The organism is Micromonospora sp. C28SCA-DRY-2 (assembly GCF_030519475.1).
In the GTDB taxonomy this organism is placed as follows: domain Bacteria; phylum Actinomycetota; class Actinomycetes; order Mycobacteriales; family Micromonosporaceae; genus Micromonospora.
On the sequence record NZ_JAUMKD010000005.1, the window covers coordinates 204,176 to 227,834 of the forward strand.

Annotated in this window: 17 protein-coding genes; 11 read left to right on the forward strand and 6 right to left on the reverse strand. The window is 74.3% G+C overall.

All coding sequences use genetic code 11. From position 1 onward, the window contains the following. Positions 1–8: 8 nt before the first annotated feature. Positions 9–851 carry a universal stress protein gene (locus Q3W71_RS21680; RefSeq protein WP_302921205.1) on the reverse strand — a complete coding sequence of 281 codons (843 nt, stop codon included), beginning with the start codon at positions 849–851 and terminating at the stop codon, positions 9–11. 126 nt (positions 852–977) lie between these two features. Then, positions 978–1,874: a universal stress protein gene (locus Q3W71_RS21685; RefSeq protein ID WP_302921206.1), complete on the reverse strand. Its 897-nt coding sequence runs from the start codon at positions 1,872–1,874 to the stop codon at positions 978–980. Between the two features lie 490 nt (positions 1,875–2,364). Here Q3W71_RS21685 and Q3W71_RS21690 point away from each other — a divergent pair, with 490 nt between their 5' ends. Further along, complete coding sequence (locus Q3W71_RS21690; protein WP_368050980.1) at positions 2,365–3,873, forward strand: sugar transferase; 1,509 nt, start codon at positions 2,365–2,367, stop codon at positions 3,871–3,873. A 105-nt stretch (positions 3,874–3,978) separates the two neighbouring features. Further along, the gene (locus Q3W71_RS21695) at positions 3,979–4,644 is read left to right on the forward strand and encodes a polysaccharide deacetylase family protein (RefSeq protein ID WP_302921207.1); all 666 of its coding nucleotides are present in this window, start codon (positions 3,979–3,981) and stop codon (positions 4,642–4,644) included. Positions 4,645–4,716: 72 nt separating this feature from the next. Here the strand turns inward: Q3W71_RS21695 and Q3W71_RS21700 are convergent, their stop codons facing one another. The 3 genes from Q3W71_RS21700 to Q3W71_RS21710 are packed head-to-tail and all read right to left on the reverse strand — an operon-like array spanning position 4,717 to position 8,098. After that, positions 4,717–5,682, reverse strand: coding sequence for a glycosyltransferase (locus Q3W71_RS21700; RefSeq protein ID WP_302921208.1), 966 nt, complete (start codon positions 5,680–5,682; stop codon positions 4,717–4,719). A gap of 32 nt (positions 5,683–5,714) precedes the next feature. Continuing rightward, positions 5,715–6,797: a hypothetical protein gene (locus Q3W71_RS21705; protein ID WP_302921210.1), complete on the reverse strand. Its 1,083-nt coding sequence runs from the start codon at positions 6,795–6,797 to the stop codon at positions 5,715–5,717. Continuing rightward, positions 6,794–8,098: a glycosyltransferase family 4 protein gene (locus Q3W71_RS21710; RefSeq protein ID WP_302921212.1), complete on the reverse strand. Its 1,305-nt coding sequence runs from the start codon at positions 8,096–8,098 to the stop codon at positions 6,794–6,796. Before Q3W71_RS21710 ends, Q3W71_RS21705 begins: the two co-directional genes overlap by 4 nt. Positions 8,099–8,454: 356 nt before the next feature. Between Q3W71_RS21710 and Q3W71_RS21715 the strand changes: the two genes are divergently transcribed. The 6 genes from Q3W71_RS21715 to Q3W71_RS21740 all read left to right on the forward strand — a co-directional run bounded on the left by Q3W71_RS21715 (position 8,455) and on the right by Q3W71_RS21740 (position 18,379). After that, complete coding sequence (locus Q3W71_RS21715) at positions 8,455–9,444, forward strand: hypothetical protein (RefSeq protein ID WP_302921213.1); 990 nt, start codon at positions 8,455–8,457, stop codon at positions 9,442–9,444. Further along, positions 9,441–10,829 (forward strand): O-antigen ligase, encoded by a 1,389-nt coding sequence (locus Q3W71_RS21720; protein ID WP_302921215.1) that lies wholly within the window; start codon positions 9,441–9,443, stop codon positions 10,827–10,829. Before Q3W71_RS21715 ends, Q3W71_RS21720 begins: the two co-directional genes overlap by 4 nt. Then, a complete protein-coding gene (locus Q3W71_RS21725; protein WP_302921216.1) occupies positions 10,826–11,668 on the forward strand; it encodes a glycosyltransferase family 2 protein in 843 nt (280 codons plus the stop codon). The genes Q3W71_RS21720 and Q3W71_RS21725 overlap by 4 nt, the downstream gene beginning before the upstream one ends. Positions 11,669–11,868: 200 nt before the next feature. Then, the gene (locus Q3W71_RS21730) at positions 11,869–15,582 is read left to right on the forward strand and encodes a DUF4082 domain-containing protein (RefSeq protein ID WP_302921217.1); all 3,714 of its coding nucleotides are present in this window, start codon (positions 11,869–11,871) and stop codon (positions 15,580–15,582) included. Positions 15,583–15,683: 101 nt separating this feature from the next. Continuing rightward, complete coding sequence (locus Q3W71_RS21735; protein ID WP_302921218.1) at positions 15,684–16,907, forward strand: glycosyltransferase family 4 protein; 1,224 nt, start codon at positions 15,684–15,686, stop codon at positions 16,905–16,907. Beyond that, the gene (locus Q3W71_RS21740; protein ID WP_302921220.1) at positions 16,904–18,379 is read left to right on the forward strand and encodes an oligosaccharide flippase family protein; all 1,476 of its coding nucleotides are present in this window, start codon (positions 16,904–16,906) and stop codon (positions 18,377–18,379) included. The genes Q3W71_RS21735 and Q3W71_RS21740 overlap by 4 nt, the downstream gene beginning before the upstream one ends. A 25-nt stretch (positions 18,380–18,404) precedes the next feature. On the opposite strand, the gene Q3W71_RS21745 is transcribed toward Q3W71_RS21740, so the two are convergent. Then, the gene (locus Q3W71_RS21745; protein ID WP_302921221.1) at positions 18,405–19,529 is read right to left on the reverse strand and encodes a hypothetical protein; all 1,125 of its coding nucleotides are present in this window, start codon (positions 19,527–19,529) and stop codon (positions 18,405–18,407) included. A 566-nt stretch (positions 19,530–20,095) separates the two neighbouring features. Here Q3W71_RS21745 and Q3W71_RS21750 point away from each other — a divergent pair. The 3 genes from Q3W71_RS21750 to Q3W71_RS21760 are packed head-to-tail and all read left to right on the forward strand — an operon-like array spanning position 20,096 to position 23,645. Then, positions 20,096–20,830, forward strand: a complete 735-nt coding sequence (locus Q3W71_RS21750) for a hypothetical protein (protein WP_302921222.1) — start codon at positions 20,096–20,098, stop codon at positions 20,828–20,830. A 35-nt stretch (positions 20,831–20,865) separates the two neighbouring features. Beyond that, on the forward strand, positions 20,866–22,425 hold the full coding sequence (locus Q3W71_RS21755) for an acyl-CoA ligase (AMP-forming), exosortase A system-associated (RefSeq protein ID WP_302921223.1): 1,560 nt from the start codon (positions 20,866–20,868) through the stop codon (positions 22,423–22,425). Further along, positions 22,422–23,645 (forward strand): pyridoxal-dependent decarboxylase, exosortase A system-associated, encoded by a 1,224-nt coding sequence (locus tag Q3W71_RS21760; RefSeq protein WP_302921224.1) that lies wholly within the window; start codon positions 22,422–22,424, stop codon positions 23,643–23,645. Before Q3W71_RS21755 ends, Q3W71_RS21760 begins: the two co-directional genes overlap by 4 nt. Positions 23,646–23,659 lie beyond the last annotated feature (14 nt).

Here is a 23,659-nt window from a genome sequence, read left to right on the forward strand (position 1 = left end):
ACCGCCGGTCAGCGGGCGTGGCCGTAGGGGTGGGCGACCAGCACCGGGCAGTGCGCGTGCTGCACCAGGGCCTGGCTGACCGACCCGAGCAGCATCCCGGTGAACCCGCCGCGACCCCGCGAGCCGACCACCACCAGGGCGGCCTCCCGGCTCGCGTCGACCAGCGCCGGCCCGGGCCCGGCCGCCGGCAGCACGCGCTCCTCGACCGCCACCCCCGGGTGGCTGCCGCGCGCCGACGCGGCGGCGGTGGCCAGCAGACCAGCCGGCTCGCCCTGCGCGTCCCCCTCCGCCGGGGCCACGTGCGCCAGCACCAGCCCGGTCCGCCGGCGCGCCGCCTCGTCGGCGGCGTAGCCGACGGCCAGCTCCGCTGACTCCGAACCGTCCACCCCGACCAGCACCGGCCCGGTCGTCCGCACCGGCTGCTCCGCCGGCCGGACGACCAGCACCGGGCAGTGCGCGTGCGCGGCGACCTGGCCGCCGACCGAGCCGAGCAGCAGTCCGGCGAAACCCCCGTGCCCGCGGCTGCCCACCACCACCAGGTCCGCCCGCTTGGACTCCTCGACCAGCGTGGCCCCGGGCCCGCCGGCGACCTGGCGTATCTCCACGGTCAGCCCCGGCCAGCGCTCGGCCAGGTCGGCGGCGGCCTGCGCCAGCATCTTCTGCGCCGCCTCGGTCGGCGCCGGGATGCCCAGGTCGTACGGGTTGAGCGGCACGCCGTACCCGAGCGGGTGCAGGTAGCCGTGCACCAGGTGCAGCGGCCGGCCCCGGCCCACCGCCGCGTGTGCGGCGTGCTCCGCCGCCACCCGGCTCGCCGGGGATCCGTCCACTCCCACCACGACGGGTCGGTTCATCTGCCCTCCAGGTCGTCGATCAGGTCATTGTCCGGGCGCGGCCCGCGGCCCACCGGGGTTTCCCCGGACCCACCCGGGCGCGCCACCGCGCCGGCCGGAGGGACCGGCCGGCGCGGCGCGCGGGGGTCAGGAACCGTCGGCGGTACGCCGGCGCCGCACGATCGCCACCGGCGAGTGCGCGTGGTGCAGCACCGCGTGGCTGACCGAGCCGAGCAGCAGCCCGGTCAGGGCGCCCCGGCCGTACGCCCCGACGACCACCAGCTGCGCGGTCTTCGACTCCTCGACCAGCGCCCGGGCCGGGGAACCCCGGACCAGCCGGCGCCGCACCGGCACGTCCGGGTAACGCTCGGACCAGCCGGCCAACGACTCGGCGAGGACGCGCTCCTCCTCGTCGCCGAACGCCTCGACGTCGTAGACCAGGGGCAGGATCTCGCCCGGCCCGACCGGCGTCGGGTAGAGCCAGGCGTGCACCGCGACCAGCGGCACACCGCGCCGGGACGCCTCCTCGAACGCGAACCCGACCGCCTCGGTGGAAACGTCTGAACCGTCCACGCCCACCACCACCGGGCCGTCGGCCCGGGGCTCGCCCCGGACCACCAGCACCGGGCTCTGCGCTCGGGCGGAGACCTGCACGGTGACCGACCCGATCAGCAGGCCGGCGAAACCGCCGAGCCCACGGTGGCCGAGCACCACCAGGGCGGCGTCGCGGGACTCGTCCAGCAGCACCGGGGTGGCCGAGCCGTCGACCACGGCCCCGGTGACCCGTACCTCCGGGGCGACCTTGGCGGCCTCGGCCATCGCCTCGGCGACGTAGCGCTCCGCCTGGTTGCGCAGCCCGCCGTCGGCCGGTCCACCCGCCACCGGTCCCAGCGGGGTGTTCATCAGCGGCCAGATGAACGCGTGCACGATCCGCAGCGGTCGCTGCCGGTACTCCGCCTCCCGCGCGGCCACCCGCACCGCGTCCAGGGCGGCGGCGGAACCGTCCACACCCACCACGACGGGGGCACCGGATTCGATGGTCATGCCGTCCTCCTTCGTTCGGCTCCAGTCTGCCGGGACCCGCGGCGCCGAGGTCAGTGCCGGTGGTCCCGTCCACCGGGCCGTTGGTCCCGGCGCAGGTCGGCAGCCGGCCGACCGGGGGTCACCGGAGCGCACCCGCCCCGACGTCCGTCGGCCGGTGCCGGCATCCTCTTCCGGCCGCCCGAAAGTGTGGCGGGGCCGCGCCCCGACGGGTGATCCCCGACACCTGGACGGACCATTGCCGCCAGCCGGGTCGGTGCCCCGCACGACGATCCGCACGGTTTCGGTTGTCGGTAACTGGACTTTGTGCCGGGAAACGCGAAACTGTCCTGGCGAAGGGTGGCCGGATCACCCATCCTCGGATTGGCCGGTCACCCACCCGCGCTTCCTGGACCGACCATTTCTGGCTGCGCTTCATTGCGCGTACCGCTGCTATTCAACAGCCGACGAGAGCTGCCCGGCGGACGGCTGGTCGACGAGCGATGGAGGCTGCGTGAACTCGGTGGAGGTTGCCCCGGCCGTCGACGCCGCCGCGGTTGCGGGCCACCGGGTGCCGACGTCGGCCGGTCCGGCCCGGCCGCGCCGCGGCGGCTGGCAGTCCCGTTACGTCGCCACCCTGTGCCTGGTCGACCTGGCGGTGGGACTGGTTTCGGCGGGGGCGGCCATGCTCCTCCGGTTCGGCCAGGAAACGGCCGAGCCGGGCAACCGCGGCCATCTGTGGCTCACCATTACGCTGCCATTCGCCTGGATGCTCGTCCTGACCCTCAACCGAGCGTACGAAACGCGTTATCTATTCGTCGGGAATGACGAGTACGCGCGGGTGTTCCGGTCCGGTCTGGCACTGATTGCCGCGCTGGCCGTCGTTTCGCTCGCGTTCGATTTCCGGCTCGCCCGCGGCTACGTGGTGGTGGCGATGCCGTTGACCACCGTGGCCGGCGTCGCGATGCGGTACCTCGTCCGGCAGCGCCTGCACCGCTCGTGGGCACACGGTGAACGGCTGCACCAGGTCATCCTGGTCGGGCACGAGGTCGCGGTCGCCGAGCTGGCCGGGAGGCTGCGCCGCGAGCGGTACCACGGCCTGGGGGTGGTCGGCGCCTGCCTGCCGTACGGAGCGACCGATCCGCCACGGCCGGTCGCCGGCCCGCTGCCGCCGGTGCTCGGCACGTTCGCGGACGTGGCGAGCGCCGTCACGCGGACCGGAGCGGACACCGTCGTGGTGCTGTCCTGCCCCGAGATGGCCGGGGCCGCGCTGCGCCGGCTCGGCTGGCAACTGGAACGCGACGAGGTCGCCCTCATCGTGGCCAGCAGTCTGGTCGACGTGACCGGGGACCGCACCACCATCCGTCCGGTCGACGGGCTGCCGATGCTGCACGTCGAGCACCCCCGGCTCAAGGGCGGCCCGCGGTTCGTCAAGGCGGTCACCGACCGCGTCTCGGCGCTGCTGCTGCTGGTGTCCGCCGCCCCGCTGCTGCTCGCGATCGCGCTGCTGATCCGGCTGAGCCCGGGCGCCGGTGGTCCGGCGATCTTCCGCCAGGAGCGGGTCGGCCGCAACGGCCGGCTGTTCGTCATCTACAAGTTCCGGACCATGTACCTGGACGCCGAGGAGCGGCTGGCGGACCTGCTGCACCGCAACGACACCGACGGGGAGCTGTTCAAGATGCGGGACGACCCGCGGGTGACCCCGGTGGGGCGCTGGCTGCGCCGGCTGTCGCTGGACGAGCTGCCGCAGCTCGTCAACGTGCTCCGTGGGGACATGTCGCTGGTCGGGCCGCGGCCGCCGCTGCCCCGGGAGGTGGCCAACTACCCGCCGGACATGCGCCGGCGCCTGGTGGTCAAGCCCGGCCTGACCGGGCTGTGGCAGGTGTCCGGCCGGTCCGACCTGTCGTGGGAGGAGTCCATCCGGCTGGACCTGTCCTACGTGGAGAACTGGTCGTTGACCATGGACCTGGCCATCCTGGTCCGCACGCTGAGCGCCGTCCTGCGCAGCTCCGGCGCGTACTGAGCACGACCGGCGGCGGCGCGAATGCGGACGGTCGGCCGACTGCCCCCGGCCGCCGACACCGGTTGAATGACTTCCCGATCCCCGTCCGCCCGGCCCAGGAGAGCCATGACCGACCAGCGCGTGATCAACATTCTGTTCCACGGGATCGGAACGCCGCGCCGGGAGCTGGAGCCGGGGGAGGACCGCTACTGGGTCACCGTCGACCGGTTCCACGCGATCCTCGACGAGGTCGTCTCGTGGCCGGCGGCCCGGCTCAGCTTCGACGACGGCAACGCCTCCGACCTGGAGGTGGGGCTGCCGGCGCTGCTCGAACGGCAGGCGAGCGCCACTTTCTTCCCCATCGCCGGGCGGCTGGGCGCCCCGGGCAGCGTGGACGCCGACGGCGTCCGGGAACTGCGGCGGCACGGCATGCCGGTGGGTAGCCACGGCATGTGGCACCGCCCCTGGCGCGGTCTCACCCCGCGGCAGGCGACCGAGGAGTTGTACACCGCCCGGGACCGGATCGCCGAGGTCACCGGCGATCCGGTCGACCAGGCCGCCTGCCCCCTCGGCCGGTACGACCGGGCCGTGCTGTCCCGGTTGAGGGCGGCCGGCTACACCCGGGTGTTCACCAGCGACCGGCGTCCGGCCCGGGCCGGCGCGTGGCTGCAACCGCGCTACAGCGTCCGGGCCGAGGACACCCCCCAGAGCCTGCGCGACATCGTCTTCGGGCAGGGGCTGCTCGGCCGGGCCCGCGCCAGCACGGTCGGGCTGGTCAAGCGCTGGCGGTAGGGGGCGCGCCGGACGGCGCCCGAGAACGCGCCCGCCGGGCGGCCGTCGCGGACCCGTCCTCCGGACGGTGCCTCAGGCCGGCGTGTCGGCCGTGACCCGCCGCTCGTCGCCGGGCGGGCCGGGCACCTCCCGCAGCGACGCCGGGCGCAGCAGGGCGGCCGCCGCCGCCCGGCTGGTCGGGCTGCCCAGCGCGGCCCGGCTGAGCTCCCGCACCAGGATCGCCGCCCAGTACGCGGCGGTGGCCGCCGGCCCGTGCCGGCGCCGGTAGAGGCGCACCTTGTTCAGCGTCAGCAACCGCCACAGCCACGGCGCCGCCCGCGAGTCACCGCCGATGTGGGTGGCCCGGGCGGCGGGGGCCAGCCGGGTGGTGAAGCCGGCGTCGCGGGCCCGCAGGGCGAAGTCCGTCTCCTCGGAGTAGAGGAAGAAGGATTCGTCCCACGGCGCGCACGCCGCCCAGCAGCGGCCGCCGACGAGCATGGCGGAGCCGACGGCCCAGTCCGACGACGACTCCCGCCGGTAGCTGGCGGGGTCGGTGACCACCTCGCCGAGCAGCCGGAAGCGGCCGGCCCGTTCAGCGCCGAGGACCGCGTCACCGAGCGCGCGCAGCACGGTGGGCTCGCGGCGCAGGGTGTGCTCGGGCTGGCCGTCGGCCATGGTCACCAGCGGCACCACGATGCCGTCGTCGCCCCGGTGCAGCAGGTCGAGCAGGATCCGGCCGCAGCCCGGCGCGAGCCGGACGTCCGGGTTGAGCACGAGGACCGCGGTGAACGGGTCCGCCGCCGTCACCGCCGCGTTGATGCCGGCCGCGTAGCCGGCGTTGCGGCCGGTCTGCACGATCCGCGCCGCGGGCATCAGCCGCCGGACGGTGTCCACGGTGCCGTCCGACGAGGCGTTGTCGGCCACCGTCAGGTGCCAGCGCACGCCGGCGAGGCCGGGGCCGAGGGAGTCCAGCAGGCCCGGTACGACGGCGGCGCTGTGGTGGGTGACGACGACGACGGCGACGACGTCGCCGGATCCGGTTGCCGGGGCGGTGGCCACGTGCGGTGCGCTCCTCGTGCGGTTCGGCGGGCTCAGGCGGGCACCGCGGAGCGGCGGTAGGTCCGGTAGACGGCGGCGAGATCGGCGCGCAGCCCGTCCGGGTGGTACTCCGAGTGGATCCGCTCGGCGGCCGCCCGTCCGGCGGCGACGAGGGCCGCCGGCTCCGCCTCGTAGCGCCGCAGCGCCCGCTCGACGGCGACGGCGTAGCCCAGCAGGTCACCCTCGGCGACCGGCGCGCAGTACCGGGGGTCGAAGAAGTCCCGCCCACCGAGGCCGGTGAAGCCGACGACGTAGGCGCCGCTCGCCATCGCCTCGGCCGGCGGGAGGCCGAAGCCCTCGCGCTCGCTGAAGCTGAGGAAGACCGCGCAACCGCGCAGCGCCTCGGCGGTCCGCGCCTCGGTCAGCCCGTCGATCGGCACGAGCTCCCACCCGGCCAGGACGCCGCGGGCGCGCAGGATGTGCAGCAGCTGCTCCTGCTCGGCGGCGCGGCGGCGGGGCATGTGGCCGATCCGCCGCCCGGCCGGGCGGGCCGGCGGGTGGAACACCCGCTCGTCGACCACCACCCGGGTCAGGTGCACGTCGAGGTCGGCGAAGGCGTGGCGGAGCAGCGCGACGTTGTCCCGGGAGACGGTGAGCAGCGCCTCGACGCCCGGACAGGTCCGGTACGGGGCGCCCGCCGCGGTGCCCTCGAACGGCACCTCGGCGAAGGTGTGGTACGCGTTCTGGTTGAAGACCAGCTTGCGGGCGGGCGCCGGCAACCGGCGCAGCCCCGGACCGAAGTACTCGGGCACCACCAGGAGATCGTCCGGGCCGAGCGTCACCTCCCCGGCGGCGGCGACCCGGGTCCGGTTGGCGAACCAGTCGGCCCGGAAGCCCGGCGCGGAGTGCAGCACGGCGGCCGGCACCCCCGACTCGTTGAGCAGGTCCACGTGCCGGTAGAGGTTGCGGATGCCGCCGCTGGGCTTGTTGTCGTCGGGGCTGAGGTAGTAGACGAGCCCCGGTCCGCGGTGGCTCGCGTCGTACCGCAGCGGCGGGGGAGTGCGCCGGCGCAGTTCGCGCGCCCGGCCGAGCCGCCGGAGCCGGTCCCGCCCGGCCCGCTTCGCCGCGCCGATCACGACGAGTGGCGCGGCGAGGCGACCGGCACCGCCCGGTCGGCCGGCTGGGTGGCCGCCGTGGCCAGCGGCAGCGGCACCACCCGGCGCCAGACGTCGAGGTAGGCGGCGGCCTGGTGTTCCCAGGCCAGCACCGAGGTGAACCGCTCCCGGGCGATCGCCCGCATCCGCGCCAGCCGGCTCGGGTCGTCGAGCAGTTCGTCGAGCGCCTCGGCGAACTCGTCGCCGCTGCCGGTGGCGACGTAGCGCCCGGCGTCGCCGGCGGTGCGGCGGGTCTCCAGCAGGTCGACCGCGACCACCGGCAGGCCCCGGGCCATGTACTCCACCGTCTTGGCCATGGTGGACAGGTTCGTCATGTCGCTGAAGATGTCCGGCTGGATGCCCAGCGTGGCGTCGCGCAGCAGGGCGTCGACCTCCGGAGCCTGGAGCCAGCCGGTGAACCGGACCAGGTCGCCGAGCCCCCGCTCGTCGACCATCGACCGCAGCTCCGGCAGGCACTCGCCGTCGCCGGCGATGACCATCTCCCAGCCGTCGCGGCCGCGCCGGGCGGCGAGCCGCTCGGCCGCCAGGACGGCCCGGTCCACGTGGTCCTGCTCGTTGATGACTCCGACGTAGACGATCCGCCGGGTGGCGGGGTCGGTGCCGGTGGGGGCGGCGATCTCGCCGGCGGCCGGCCCGTTGCGGACGACCGTCACCCGCCCGGGCGGGCACCCGCCCCGGGTGAGCGCGATCTGCCGGTACGACTCGTTGGTGGCGACCACCTGGCTGGCGAACCGCATGGAGAGCCGCTCGAACCAGGTGAGCAGGCGGGTGACGACGGGTCGTGGCGCGCCGGTCTTGCAGGCGTACAGCTCCGGGCTGAGGTCGTGGTGGTCGAAGATCCAGCCCCGGCCGGTCGCCCGCATCGCCAGCGCCAGTGGCCAGAACACGTCCGGCGGGTTGCAGACCTGGGCGGCGACCACCCGGTGCCGGACGACCAGCACGGCGAGGTGCCAGGCCACCCAGAGGAAGGCCCAGGCGAACTCCGCGGCGAAGGAGAGCACCCCGTCGCCGGCGAACGGCTGCCGGAAGGACCGGATCGCGGTGTCCCGGCTGCCCGGCAGGTGACGCAGCCGCTGCCCGCCCCGGGGGCAGATGACGGTGACCCGGTAGCCGGCGCCCTCCAGGGCGAGGCATTCCCGGATGACTCGCCGGTCCTTCTCCACCGGCAGGTTGACCACCGCGATGGCCACGTGTGGTCGTCGTTCCCGCCTGGTGTTCGTGGCCCCCGCCTGCCGGCCCGCCCGCGCCTGTTCCGCTGCCATGGACGCTCCCTCCGGCGACCAGCGGCCGGCGCCGCAGCAACGGTCCACAGTGGCCGCAAGCCGGTGCGGTTACGGGGACCGGTGGTCGCCCCGTCACGATCGTGGAATCGGGAACCCGGAACATCCCCCGTTGGTACTGAGCCAGCTGTCAACCTGACGACTGAGCGCTCAGTAAGTCGGCAATGTCAGCCCTCGCCCCGGATCGAACTGTCGCCCGGTTGTGGTTGTCTTTCTTGCCAAGGCGTCGCCGGCGCGGTGACACTGACCTGGGCCCGTCGCGTCGGCCCGCGTCCGGCCTCGCCGCGCGCCACCCGCGGCGCGCTCCTTTCTCACCCGAACCTCGGCAAGGGGATGCAGTGGACCTCTGGGACATGACCAAGCTGCTCTTCCGGCGCTGGCGCATCTCCCTGCCGCTGCTGCTCACCGCCCTCGTCCTGGTCGGCGTGGCGAGCCAGACGGTGCAGCCGGACTACAGCGCGAAGGCGCACATCCAGCTGATCCCGCCGCCGGTCGTCACCGGCCCGGACGGCCGCCAGAAGCCGATCAAGAACCCCTGGTTCGACCTGGGCTACGCGGCGCTGGGCAACGCCGCGGTGATCGACGTGACCCGACAGTCGGTCCTGAAGCAGATGGTGGCGGACGGCCTCTCCGACAACGTCACCGTCGCGGTCGACCGGGTGCCGCTGTTCGAGATCGAGGCGGTGGGGAGTTCACCGGCGCAGGCGACGGCCACCGCCCAGCGGATGCTCACGTTGATCAAGGAGGCGGTCGCGGAGCGGCAGGCCTCGCTCCAGGTGGCCGAGAGCGACCTGATCACGACCCTGGCGCTCGACGACGGCACCGAGGTCGAGGTGCAGAACTCGAAGCTGATGCGGGTGATGGTGGTGGCGCTCGGGGCCGGGCTGCTGCTCACCGCCGGGGTGACGATCGCCGTCGACGCCCTGCTGCGGCGGCGGGCCCGCCGCCGGGCGGGCGGCGGAACCGAGCCGCCGGCGGCCGTCGGGGAAGGCGCCGGGCGGCCCGCCGCCGCGGCGAACCCCGCGTCCGCCGCGGCGTCGGCGTCCTTCGACGGTCAGCTCAACCAGGTGGTCGGGGCAGCGGCCCGGGTGGGGCCCGGCTCCGCGGTGGGGGCGGCCGCGCCGCGCGTGCCGCCGCACCAGCCCGGCACGGCGAGCGGTGACCGGGCCGGGCAGCCGCCCCGGCGCGACCACCCCGGCCCCGAGCGGCCGCTGCGCGGCGACGCCGACCCGCGCCGCCCGGCCTCGGCATCGGCCGACGCCACCGTCGTGCTCCCGGTCTCCCACTCCAACACCTGGCCGCGTGGAGGCAGGACCGAGCGGCCGTGACCGCTACCGCGACCGCGTACCACCCCGTCGATCTCGAGCCGTCGCTGCTGGCCGACGGCACGTACGGCATCCGGCGGCACCGGTCGCGGTTGGACGTCTCGATCCTGCTCGGCGTCACCGTCGTCCTGCTCTACGTGCTGCCGGGCACGCTCATCGTGCCCAACCTGACCTACGCCGGCCGCCCGGCGCTGCTGGTGGCGTTGCTGCTCTTCGCGTGGTGGTGCCTGGCCCGGCTCAACCCGAGGCTGCTGCTGCTGGGGCCGCAGCCGATCCGGTGGGTGCTCTGCGTCTACCTCGTCGCCAACCTCCTGTCGTACCTCGCCGGGCTGCTGCGCGGCCTGCCCACCCAGGAGGCGAACGCGCAGGACTTCGCGATGCTGCAACTGTTCGAGTTCCTCGGCGTCGCGCTGATCGCGGCCGACGGGATCCGCAACTTCGACCGGCTCAACCGGGTGCTGCGGGTGGCCGTGTGGTGCGCCGGCTTCATGGCGATCGTGGGCATCGCCCAGGCGGTCTTCAAGTACGACGTCTCGGCGCACCTGGTGGTCCCCGGCCTGGAGGTCAAGGGCGGCCTGGCCGGCTTCGGCCAGCGCGGCGACGAGGGCCAGTTCCGGGTGGCCGGGACCACCGTCCACTACATCGAGTACAGCGCGGTCATGGCGATGATGGTGCCGTTCGCCATCCACGTGGCCCGGTTCGCGCCGAAGCGGTGGCACCGATGGCTGGCCGCGGTGTGCGCGATGCTCGCGGCCGTGGCGAACCCGATGTCGATCTCCCGCACCGGCATCGTGGCGCTCGCGCTCGCCCTGCTGGTCATGGTGCCCGTCTGGTCCTGGCGGCTGCGCTACACGTTCATGTTCCTCGGCGCCGGCGCGGTGATGGCCATCATGTTCCTCAAGCCGGGCGTGCTGGGCACGCTCAAGGCGATGTTCCTCAACGTCGGGGTCGACCCGAGCATCGAGGGCCGGACGAACGACTACGAACTGGTGGGGCACTTCTTCGACCAGCGACCCTGGCTTGGCCGGGGGCCACGGACCCTGCTCGCCGACCCGGTGCGCGACACCATCCTGGACAACCAGTGGCTCTACACCCTGGTGACCGGCGGGGTGGTCGGCGTGGCCGCGCTGCTCGCGGTGCACGTGGTCAGCATCGTGCTCGCCGTGATCGCGTTCCGCCGGGCCACCCGCGAGGAGGACCGCCACCTCTGCGTGGCTCTCGTCTCCGCCCAGGTGGTCGCCGTGGTGGTCGGCGGGACCTTCGACTCGCTCTACTACACGACCTTCGCCATCAGCCTGGCCCTCTTCGTGGGCCTCAGCGGGGCGGTGTGGCGACTCACCCACCCGGCCCGCATCGTCCGCACCTCGACCGTCCGGGGATTCGATTGACCAGCATCGTCATCGCCGCGCACAACGAGGCAGGGGTGCTCGACCGCTGCCTCGCCAGCGTGCTGCGCAACGCCGCCGTGGCGGATCCGGCCCAGGTGGTCGTGGTGCCGAACGGCTGCACCGACGACACGGCTCGGGTGGCCCGCCGGCACGGCGTCACCGTCGTCGAGCTCGCCGAGCCGGGCAAGGCCGCCGCCCTCAACGCCGGCGACGCCGCCGCGACCGGCTTTCCGCGCGTCTACCTCGACGCCGACGTGCTGCTCGCCGACGGCGGCATCGACCTGCTGGTCGGTGAGCTGGCGCGTACGGGTGCGCTGGCCGCCGTGCCGGCCCGCCGGATGGAGCTGGCCGGGCGTTCGCCGGCGGTACGCGCCTACTACGCCATCCACTCCCGACTGCCCGCCGTCGTCGGCGGCCTGTACGGCCGGGGGGTGATCGCGCTGTCCCGGCCGGGGCGGGAGCGGTTCGGCCGGTTTCCCGACCAGGTCGCCGACGACCTGTTCCTGGACTCGCTCTTCGCCGAGGGGGAGCGCCGGGTGGTGACCGCGGCGACGGTACGGGTGGCGGCGCCGATGCGGACCGGCGACCTGATCCGTCGGCTCGTCCGGGTCCGCGCCGGCAACGCCGCGCTGCGCGACAGCCTGCCCGGGGTCCGCCGTTCGCGCAGGAGTTCCTGGCTGACCGATGTGGTGCTGCGCGCCCCGCGGCTGTCGCCGGCCGCCGTCTGCTATGTCGTGATCACCCTCCTGGCCGAGCGGGGTGCCCGTCGGGCGGCGCGAACCGGCCGGGTCGCCTGGGCGCATGACCGTTCGAGCCGCGCCGCCGGTGGAAAAGCCTGACCGGTCGTAGCCGAGAACTGCCCGATGTCGCAGGGGTGTCGGCGAGCCGCCCGGCGCTAGGCTCGTGCCTCGACTGAGCGCGCGCGAGCCGGGCCGACAACGGTCGCCGGCCCTCGGGCGGCCGGCCGAGCGTACCGGCGGTAGCAGCCGACGGCGCTGAGCACCGGTCGGTGTGGGGATACGTCCGAGGGAGCAGCGTCGTGAACGGAGAGCAGGAGCGGCGTGCCGGCCGCGACGTCGCGTCCATCTGGTCCACAGTGGTCGGACCGCGACGACGGGTGACCCGCCGGTCGGGTGCGGTCGCGGTCGTGCTGGCCGTGGTGGCGGGCGCCTTCGCGGCCCCCGGCCCGGCGCAGGCCGATCCGTGCGACCCGGTGGTCAACCCGATCGTCTGCGAGAACAGCAAGGCGGGCACCCCCGCCTCGGTCTGGGACATCGACGGCAGCGGGGACCCGTCGATCCAGGGCTTCGCGACGGACATCAGCGTCAACGCCGGCCAACGGGTCGACTTCAAGATCAAGACCAACGCTACCGCGTACACCATCGACATCTACCGGCTCGGTTGGTACGGCGGCAACGGGGCCCGCCGGATCACCGGCGTCAACCCCTCGGTGCCGCTGCCGCAGAGCCAGCCCGACTGCGTCACCGACGCCACCACCGCCCTCTTCGACTGCGGCAACTGGGCGGTCTCGGCCTCCTGGACCGTGCCGTCGAGCGCGGTCTCCGGCGTCTACATCGCCCGGTTGCGGCGTAACGACACCGGCGGGGACAGCCACATCACCTTCGTGGTCCGGCAGGACAGCAGCACCTCCGACGTCTTCTTCCAGACCTCCGACGCGACCTGGCACGCCTACAACAAGTACGGCGGCGCCGACTTCTACTCCGGCGGCGGCCCGGTCGGGCGCGCGTACAAGGTCAGTTACAACCGCCCCTTCGCCACCCGCAACAGCGTGGAGCGGCGGGACTTCCTCTTCGGCGCCGAGTACCCGATGATCCGCTTCCTGGAGCGAAACGGGTACGACGTCAGCTACACCACGAACGTGGACAGCGACCGGCGCGGCCAGCTGATCCGCAACCACAAGATCTTCCTCTCCGTCGGGCACGACGAGTACTGGTCGGGCACCCAGCGGCACAACGTCGAGGCGGCCCGGGACGCCGGCACCCACCTCGCCTTCTTCAGCGGCAACTCGGTCTACTGGAAGACCCGCTGGGAACCGAGCAAGGACGGCAGCGACACCGCCCACCGCACCCTGGTCACCTACAAGGAGACCTGGGCCAACGCGAAGATCGACCCGTCCAGCGAGTGGACCGGCACCTGGCGGGACCCCCGGTTCAGCCCACCGGCGAACGGCGGCCGCCCGGAGAACGAGCTGATGGGCACCATGTTCATGGTCAACGACGGTGACCTGGCGCTGTCGGTGCGGGCGGAGGAGGGCCGGTACCGCCTCTGGCGGCACACCAACCTCACCGCGCTGCCGGCCGGCACGTCGGCCACCCTCGCCCCGCACACCGTGGGCTACGAGTCCGACGAGGACCGGGACAACGGTTTCCGGCCGCCGGGCCTGATCCGGCTCTCCACCACCACCGGCGAGGTGCCGCAGGTGTTGCAGGACTTCGGCAACAAGGTCGCCCCGGGCACCACCACCCACCACCTCACCCTGTACCGGGCCGCCAGCGGCGCCCTGGTCTTCGGGGCCGGCACCATCCAGTACAGCTGGGGCCTGGACGAGACGCACGACGGGCAGGCCACCCCGACCGACAGCCGGATGCAGCAGGCCGTGGTCAACCTCTTCGCCGACATGGGCGTCCAGCCGGCCACCCTGATGACCGGCCTGGTGCCCACCACCGCGTCGACCGACGGCACCGCGCCGACCGTGACGATCTCCGCGCCCGCCGCGGGAGCCACGGTGGCCCGGGGCAGCCCGGTGACGCTCACCGGCACCGCCGGCGACGTCGGTGGACGGGTCGCCGGGGTGGAGGTCTCCACGGACGACGGCGCCAGCTGGCACCCGGCCACCGGCACCGCCGCCTGGTCGTACACCTTCCACGCCGCGGGCCTGAGCAGCCAGGTGGTACGGGTCCGGGCCGTCGACGACAGCGCCAACATCGGCGCCCCCGCCACCCGGGAGTTCGCGCTCACCGGCCCGAACACGCTCTTCGGCCAGCGGGTGCCGAAGCGCCCGGCGGTGGCCGACGGCGGCGCGGTGGAGCTGGGGGTGCGGTTCACCCCGCGGACCGACGGGTACGTCACCGGCGTCCGCTTCTACAAGGGCCCCGGCAACACCGGCACCCACCTCGGTCGGCTGTGGACCGACTCCGGCCAGCTGATGGCCAGCGGCACGTTCGCCGACGAGACGGCCACCGGCTGGCAGAGCCTCACCTTCGGCTCCCCCGTACCGGTGACCGTCGGGGTCGGCTACGTGGCGTCGTACTTCGCGCCGAGCGGCAACTACGCCGGCGACGACTGGGTCTTCACCGGCGACTGGACCAGCGGTCCGCTCACCGCGCCGCGCTCGGCCCCCGGCGCCGGCAACGGCCTGTTCCGCTACGGCGGCTCGGGCGGCTTCCCGAACGAGACGTTCGGGTCGGCCAACTACTACGTGGACGTCACCTTCGCGGTCAGCGCCGACCTGCCGCCGGCGGTCACCGCCACCACCCCGACCGACGGCTCCGGCGACGTACCGGTCGACGCCGCGCCCTCGGCCGTCTTCTCCACCGCGCTCGACCCCGCGACCGTCTCGTTCACCCTGGCCCGGGGCGGCACCCCGGTCGCCGGGACGACCGGCTACGACGCGGCCCTGAAGAAGGTGACCTTCACCCCGTCGGCGCCGCTGGACCCGGCGACCAGCTACACCGCCACCGTCACCGCCGCCGACGCGCAGGGCCGGTCGGGGAGCGCCACCTGGTCGTTCTTCACCGCGCTCGACAGCGACCTGCACACCCTCTTCCCGCCCGACGCGGTGCCGGCGACGTCGGCGCACAACGACGCCAACGCGGTCGAGCTGGGCGTGTCCTTCCGGCCGCGGGTGGACGGCCGGGTGGTCGGCGTCCGCTTCTACCAGGGGCCGGGCAACACCGGAACCCACCCGGTGACGCTCTGGTCGGCCGCGGGCACCCCGCTGCGGACCGCCACCGTGCCGAGCGCGACCACGGTGGGCTGGCGGACCGCGTACTTCGCCAGCCCGCTCGACGTGGTGGCCGGGACGACCTACGTCGCCTCCTACTTCGCGCCCAACGGCTTCTACCCGGGTGACAACGGCTACTTCGCCACCACGAAGACGGTCGGGCCCCTGGTGGCGCCGGGCGGCAACAACGGCCTCTACCGCTACGGCGGGAGCGGCTTCCCGAACCAGTCCTACGAGTCGACGAACTACTGGGTGGATCCGCTCTTCCTGACCGACGAGGAGGTCCCGCCGGTGGGGCAGCCCGGCGCGCCGCCGCCCGGGGCGTACGGGATCTTCGCCCCGACCGACGTCCCGCAGACCGCGAGCTGGGACGACAACGCCGCCGTCGAGGTGGGGATGCGGTTCGTCCCGGCCGTGGACGGGCAGGTCTACGGCGTCCGGTTCTACAAGGGACCGGGCAACACCGGCGCCCACACCGGCTCGCTCTGGTCCGCCGGGGGCAGCCGGCTGAGCACGGTGACCTTCGCCGACGAGACCGCCTCGGGGTGGCAGACCGCGTACTTCCCGGAGGTCGTGCCGGTCAGCGCGGGTCAGGAGTACACGATCTCCTACCACACCACCGTCGGCCGGTACGCGGTCACCGGTGGCGGCCTGGCCGGCGCGCGCACTGTCGGGCAGCTGACCGTGCCGGCCTCGGGCGCGACCTACCGTTACGGTCCCGGGGACGGGCATCCGTCCTCGTCGTCGTCCACGAACTACTGGGTCGACCTGGTGTTCGCTCCGTACTGACGGTCGGCGGCGCGGGGCCACGCGGTCCCCGCGCCGCCCCGCGCGTACCGCCGACCCGACCGGCCGGCGGTACTCGCCGCAACGCGCGAAGTGGGGGAGAGGTGCGACTGCTCGTCGGCCTGCACCATCTGGAGCTCGGGGGCAGTCAGCTCAACGCCCTGGATCTCGCGGTCAGCGTCCGCAACCAGGGCCACCAGGTGGCGATCGTCGGCAACTACCGGGACGAACCCGGGCCGGTGGCGGACCTCGCCCGGCGGGCGGGACTGCCGGTGATCGCCGTACGGCACCGGGCCGAGCGGCTGGGGCGGGCGATGCCGGTCCGGCCGGGGTTGTCCCGCGCGCTGACCCGGGCGGTCCGCGAGTTCCGCGCCGACCTGGTGCACGCGTACGAGTACTCGGTGGCCCTCGACGCCTTCTACGGCCCGCACCTGCGGCTCGGCACGCCGGTGGTCACCACTGTGTACGGCATGCGGGTGCCGCGCTGGATGCCCCGCTACGGCGGCCTGGTGGTCGGCACCGCGCAACTGGTGGCGGAGGCGGGCGCGTTCCGGCCGCCACCGGCGCTGATCGAGCCGCCGGTCAACACCGACGTCGACGATCCGGCGGTGGTCGACGGCCACCCGTTCCGGCAGCGCCACGGCATCGGCCCGGACGAGATCGTGCTCGGCGTGGTCTCCCGGCTCGAACCCGACATGAAAGCCGAGGGCGTGCTGCGGGCGATCCGGGCGGTGCGGCTGCTCGCCGACGACCGCCTCCGGCTGGTGGTGACCGGCGGCGGCCCCTCGTACGCCGACGTGGCGGCCGAGGCGGAGCGGGCGAACGCGGCGCTCGGCCGGCCCGCGGTGGTGCTGACCGGCCCGATGGACGACCCCCGGCCGGCGTACGCGGCCGCGGACATCGCCCTCGGGATGGGCGGTTCGGCGTTGCGGGCGATGGCCTTCGGCCGGCCCCTCGTGGTGCTCGGCATCCGCGGCTTCTCCCGCACCTGCGCGCCGGAGACGATCGACTACTTCTTCCGCTGGGGCTTCTACGGCCTCGGCGACGGCGACCTGGACCCGGCGCCGTTGGCGGCGCAGCTCGGCGAGCTGGTCGACGACCGGCGGCTGCGCGTCGAGCGCGGCGACTGGGGGCGGCAGCTCGTGCTGGGCCGGTTCAGCCTGAAGGCGGCCACCCAGACCCTGCACGAGGTCTACGCCGGCGCCCTGCGCGACCGGCCCGGCGCGGCGGCGCGGCTGCGCGAGGGGCTGCGGGTGGCCGCGCACAAGGGCGCCGCCGACCTGGTGCCCGCCGCCGCCCGCCAGCGGATCCGCCGGATGCTCGGGTGAGCGTCGAGGAGCGCCCCCCGCCGGCGGCCGAGCGCCCCGACCTGTTCGCCAAGGCGTCCCGGGCGCTGGGCTGGAGCCTGGCGAGCACCGTCGTCAACCGGCTCAGCACCCTGGCCATCGGCGTCGCGCTGGCCCGGATCCTCGGCCCGGACGCGTTCGGCACCTTCGCGGTGGCCCTGGTGGTGCTGCTGGCGGTGCTCAGCTTCAACGAGCTGGGGGTCAGCCTGGCGATCGTGCGCTGGCCCGGCGAACCCCGGGAGATCGCGCCGACGGTGGCCACCCTCTCGGTGCTCACCAGCACGCTCGTCTACGCCGGGCTCTACCTCGGCGCGCCCCTGCTCGCCCGTACCCTCGGCGACCCCGGCTCCACCGCTGTCATCCGGGTGCTGGGGCTCAGCGTCGTCGTCAGCGGCCTGGTGGCGACGCCGGTGGCGCTGCTGCAACGCGCCTTCCGCCAGGACCGCAAGACGGTGGCCGACCTGGTGACCAACTGGACCAGCGCGCTGGCGTCGATCGGCCTCGCGCTCGCCGGCAACGGGGCGATGAGCCTTGCCTTCGGGCAACTCGCCGGCTCGCTCGCCGGGGCGGCGCTCTTCCTCGTCTTCGCCCCGCAGGGGCTGCGGTTCGGCTTCGACCCGGCGAAGGCCCGCGCCCTGCTCCGGTTCGGCCTGCCGCTCGCCGGCTCCAGCATTGTCGTGTTCGCCACCACCAACCTGGACCGGGTCGTGGTCGGCGCCACCCTCGGTCCGACCGCGCTCGGCTACTACGTGCTGGCGCTCCAGCTCGCCAGCTGGCCGGTCACCGTCTTCTCCCAGCCGGTGCGGGCGGTGGTGCCGGCCGCGCTGGCCCGGCTCCAGGACGACCCGCCGGCGCTGCGCCGGTCGTTCCTCTCCGCGGCCGGCCTGCTCGGCTCGGTCACCCTGCCGGCCTGCCTGCTGCTCGCCGCCGCGGCCGACGCCCTGATCCGCTTCCTGTACGGCGACGCCTGGCAACCGGCGGCGGGGGTGCTGCTCTGGTTGGGGCCGCTGGCGGCGCTGCGCATCCTCTTCGAACTCTGCTACGACTACTTCGTGGTCCTCGCCGACACCCGGGTGGTGCTGACCGTCCAGGTGGCCTGGTTCGTGGTGCTGCTGCCCGCGCTGTACGCGGCCGGCGTCCTCGGCGGGCTCCAGGCCGCCGCGGCGGTCCAGTTCGCGGTCGCCCTGCTGGTGATCCTGCCGCTCTACCTTCTCGCGCTGCGCCGGTCGGGGATCCCGTCGCTGCCGGTCGCGGCGCGGTTGGCACCGCCACTGGTCGGCGCCGTCGCGGTCGCCGCGGTGGCGCTGCTGGTGGCCCGGGTGGGCGCCGTCGACCTGGTGGTGCTGGCGGTGGCCGGGGTGGCCGCGCTGGCCACCATCGGGGTGCTCGGGTTCCGGCTGCGGCACGTGGTCCGCGACCTGCGGACGATCGGACAGCCGCGGGCGGCGGGCTGACGCCCGCCGCCCGCTCCCGGCTGGTTCAGCGGCAGTGGTCGAGCGGGGTCACCTCGCTGAGCACCCGGCCCGCGACCCAGTCGTACCGGACCGTGGCGTTGCCGCTCCAGTCGCCGACCTTGCGGCAGTCGACGTCGACCGGACCGTAGCCGTACGAGTTGTGGACGATCTTGTTACCGGTGATCGCCGGGAACCAGCCGCCGGTCACCCGCAGCGAGTAGCCCCCGCCCGCGAGCAGGTTGTCGCGGATCGTCCCGCCGTCGTTGCGCTGGTCGGGGATGAAGACCGGCGCGGTCGGGCAGTCGTCCAGCCGCTGGTCGATGGTGTTGTGCCGCAGCACGACGCTCGGCCCGTGGTAGCTCTGCATGCCGTCGCCGTGCGGGTCCACCGACCGGCACATGCCCGGCGGCACGGCGAGTCGGGCGTACGAGTCCTCGATGGTCACCGGCCCGGCGCCCGGGTAGTCCTTCGCCCCGATCCGCCAGCCCTCCATCCGGTTGACCACCTTGCAGCGGCGGCAGGTGTAGTTCGCCACCCCGAACGCGTAGTGCTGGTCGGTGGAGAACTCCTCGCCGGGCGGGTTCACCACCTCGGAGTCCTCGACGAGCAGCCCGCCGTGGACGCGGTCGCCGAGGAAGTTGTCGACCGTGCCGTACAGCCGGGTGCGGCGGATGACCACGTTCTCCGCCCGGACCAGGATGCTCCCGGTGACCAGGTGGTCGGTGAGCACCGTGCCGGCCCGGGTGACGACCAGGTCGCCCTGGTGCCGCACCGTGGGCGTCCAGCCGGGCGGCACTCCCGTGCAGGCGGCGGTGGGAAAGGCCGGCAACGCGCAGCCGCGGCCGCCGCCCGCGGACGGCGTGGGGCGGGGTGACGAGGTGGCCGTCGGGGCGGGCGTGGACGGGCGCGGTGAGCCGACGGCGGGCGGCTGGGTCCTGGACCTCTTCGGGCGGGGCGACCGGTGGGCCCGCCGATACTGCGCGTCGGCCGCCGGGGTGCCGGCCCGCACCGCCGGGCCGGGCTGCGCCGACGTGGGGCGGCTGCCCGCCGACGAGCTCGCCGCGAGCGCGCCGGACGCGGCGAGCAGCGCCGCCAGCGCACCGACGACGGCGAGTCGCCGGTGCCGGTGGAACCCGCGTCTGGGCTTCATGATGGTCCACTCCTCACAGTCCAGGTGCGCGCGGCTCGGGCCGCGGCGCGCATCGGTGCGTCGTCCCGGCGACGCCGGGTGGGGTGGCGGGAAGAACGGGACGGTCGACAACCGGACCCGGTTGGTGCGCACCGGTTCCGCGACCGTCGGCCTCCGCCCGGCCGGCCGGGCAGGTTAGGGCCGACGACTGACGGATATCCGGCTCAGCGACGGATCCCCGGCGCGAACGCGAGGTATCGTCGCCGCAGCCCCGCGCCGGAGCGGCCGCCCGGGCCGGATCGCGCCACGGCCGGTCGGGGGCCACGTACGTCGGACGTTCGAGGGAGTCTGCGGTGGTAGACCGGAGCTGGTTCGGCGGCCCGCCGTGGTCCGTCCACTCTGCCGACGACCCGCGCCCCGCCGGGTGGCACCGTCGTCCCGCCCCCGGCCGGACGACCTGAATGGCGGTCCGGGTCGAGCCCATCACCGGGCCGCGGGTGGCGGCGGCAGGACAGTTCCTTCATACCCACCTTAACGGTCGAGTCCCCGTCCAGGCGTGGGTTCGCGCGGTCGACGTGCCCTGGCAGGTGGACGCCCCCAACCACGGCATGATGCTGGTCGGCGACGACGGTGCCGTGGTCGGCGTGCTGCTGGCCTTCTACGCCGAGCGCACCGTGGCCGGCCGGCCGGCCCGGTTCTGCAACCTCGGTGCCTGGTGCGTGCTGCCCGAGTACCGCTTCCACAGCCTCAAGCTGCTCAAGGCGCTGCTGGCCCAGCCCGGTCACCACTTCACCGACCTCTCGCCGAGCGGCAACGTGGTACCGATCAACACCCGGCTCGGGTTCCGCTTCCTGCCGACCACCACCGTGCTGCTGCCGAACCTGCCCTGGCCCTCGCTGCCCGGCCGTCGCGTGGTCAGCTCCGACCCGGAGGTGATCCGCCGGACGCTGACCGGGCACGAGCTGGCGCACTACCTCGACCACGCCGACGCCCCGGCCGCCCGGCACGTCGTGCTGGTCGACGGCGACGAGTCCAGCTACGTGGTGTTCCGCCGCGACCGCCGCAAGAGCCTGCCGCTGTTCGCGTCGATCCTCCACGTCAGCAACCCGGCGCTGTTCCGCCGGATGCACCGGCCGCTGCTGCGCCACCTGCTGTTGCGGCACGGCGTTGTCGCCACCCTCGCGGAGCTGCGGCTGGTCGGCGCGCGCCCGCCGCTGTCGGTGCTGCTGCCGGACACCCGGCGCAAGATGTTCCGCAGCGACAGCCTCGACCCCGACGACGTCGACTACCTCTACAGCGAGTTGGTCTGCCTCAGCTGGTGACCCGGCGCCCGGACGAGAGGGACGGAACCCCCCACATGCCTACTCAGCTTCACCAGCTCGTCGCCGACGCGGCCGCCCGCCGGGGCGAGGCCCCCGCACTGACCTACCAGGACGACACGGTCAGCTACGCGCGGCTGTGGCGGGGCGTGGCCGCGGTCGGCGGGGGCCTGCGCCGGCTCGGCCTGGCGCGCGGCGACCGGGTGGCGGTGTGGACCGAGAAGCGGATCGAGGCGGTCGAGGCGGTCTTCGGCGCCGCCGCGGCCGGCGGTGTCTTCGTCCCGGTCAACCCGGTGCTGCGACCCCGGCAGGTCGGCCACATCCTGGCCGACTGCGCGGTGCGGGTGCTGGTCACTACCCCGGAGCGGTACGCGCTGCTGCGCGAGGAACTGGAGCAGGTCAAGTCGGTCGAGCACGTGGTCCTGGTCGGCGGCGCGGGCGACGGGACCGACCGCCGTACGGTGACCGCCTGGGCCGCGCTGCGCGACGGCGACCCGGTCCCGCCCGAGAGCAGCGGGATCGACGTGGACGTGGCCGCGATCCTCTACACCTCGGGCAGCACCGGCAAGCCGAAGGGCGTGGTGCTCTCGCACCGCAACCTGCTCGCCGGCGCGGCGAGCGTCAGCGGCTACCTGGCGAACTCCGCCGACGACGTGATCCTGGCCGTGCTGCCGCTCAGCTTCGACGCGGGTTTCAGCCAGCTCACCACCGCCTTCACCGTCGGCGCCCACGTGGTGCTGATGAACTACCTGCTCCCCGGCGACGTGGTGCGCCTCTGCGCCCGGCACCGGGTCACCGGGTTGACCTGCGTACCGCCGCTGTGGTCGCAACTGGCCGGGCAGAGCTGGCCGGCGGAGGCCAGCGCGCACCTGCGGTACTTCGCGAACACCGGCGGCCGGATGCCGAAGGCCACCCTGGAGCGGCTGCGCGCCGTCTTCCCCGCCGCGCGGCCCTACCTGATGTACGGGCTCACCGAGGCGTTCCGCTCCACCTACCTCGACCCGTCCGAGGTGGACCGCCGGCCCGACTCGATCGGCAAGGCCATCCCCAACGCCGAGATCCTCGTGGTCCGCCCGGACGGCACCTGCTGCGAGCCGGGGGAGGAGGGCGAGCTGGTGCACCGGGGCGCGCTGGTCGCCCTCGGCTACTGGAACGATCCGGTGCGCACGGCCGAGCGGTTCCGCCCCGCCCCCGGCCGGGACGGGAACCTGCTGCCGGAGCCGGCGGTGTGGTCCGGCGACACCGTGGTCCGCGACGAGGAGGGTTTCCTCTACTTCGTCGGGCGGGGCGACGACATGATCAAGACCTCCGGCTACCGGGTGAGCCCCACCGAGATCGAGGAGATCGTCTACGACAGCGGCCTCGCCCGCGACGCGGTGGCGCTCGGCCTGCCCGACCCGGTGCTCGGCCAGCGGGTGGTCCTGGTGGCCAGCCCGGCCGAGGGCGCCGACCTCGACCGCGCGGCGCTGCTGGCCGCCCTGAAGCGGGAGCTGCCGCCGTACATGCTGCCCCGGGAGATCGTGGTGCGCCCCGCGCTGCCCCGGTCGCCGAACGGGAAGTTCGACCGGAACCTGCTACGCCGGGAGTTGACCTCGTGACCCACCATCCCGCCGCCGCCTTCGACCGCGACGCCGGCCGGCTCGCCGTGGGCGGCGTACCGGTCGACCGCCTCGCCGAGCGCGTCGGCGGCACGCCCTTCTTCGCGTACGACCGGCGGCTGCTCAGCGACCGGGTGGCGCTGCTGCGGGCCACCCTGCCGGGCGAGGTCCAGCTCAGCTACGCGGTGAAGGCGAACCCGATGCCCGCCGTGGTGCAGCACCTCGCCGGGCTGGTGGACTCCTTCGACGTCGCCTCCGCCCTGGAGATGCGCACCGCGCTGGACACGCCGATGCCGCCGCACCGGGTCAGCTTCGCCGGCCCCGGCAAGACCGACCCGGAGCTGCGCCAGGCCATCGCGGCGGGGGTCACCATCGAGATGGAGTCGGAGAACGAGGCCGACCGGGTCGCCGCGCTGGGCCGGCTGCTCGGGCTGCGGCCCCGGGTGGCGGTGCGGGTCAACCCGGACTTCGCGGTCAAGGGCTCCGGCATGCGCCTCGGCGGCGGACCGCAACAGTTCGGGGTGGACTCGGAGCGGGTGCCCGCGCTGCTCAAGGAACTGGCCAACGCCGACGTCGAGTTCCTCGGCTTCCACGTCTTCGCCGGCTCGCAGAACCTGCGCGCCGACAGCCTCTGCGAGGCCCAGCGCCGCACCGTCGAGCTGGCGCTCCGGTTGGCCGAGGAGTCCCCGCTGCCGGTGCGCTACCTCAACCTGGGGGGCGGCTTCGGCATCCCGTACGCCGAGCGGGACGGGCCGCTGGACCTCCCGGCGATCGGGGCGAACCTCGCCGAGCTGGCCCGCGGGCCGATCCGGCAGGGGCTGCCGGGGGCGCGGGTGGTGGTCGAACTGGGCCGCTACATCGTCGGCGAGTGCGGGGTCTACGTCACCCGGGTGGTCGACCGGAAGGTCTCCCGGGGCCGCACCTACCTGGTGGTCGACGGTGGACTGCACCACCAGCTCGCCGCCTCCGGCAACTTCGGCCAGGTGATCCGGCGCAACTACCCGATCGCGGTGGCGGAGCGCGTCGACGCCGAGCCGGCCGAGACGGTGACCGTCGTCGGTTGCCTCTGCACCCCGCTGGACCTGCTCGGCGACGCCGTCACGCTGCCCCGGGCGGACGTCGGCGACCTCATCGTCCTGTTCCAGGCCGGCGCGTACGGGCTCACCGCCAGCCCGACCGCCTTCCTCAGTCACCCGGCCCCGGCCGAGGTCCTGGTCTGATCGCCCGAGAAGGA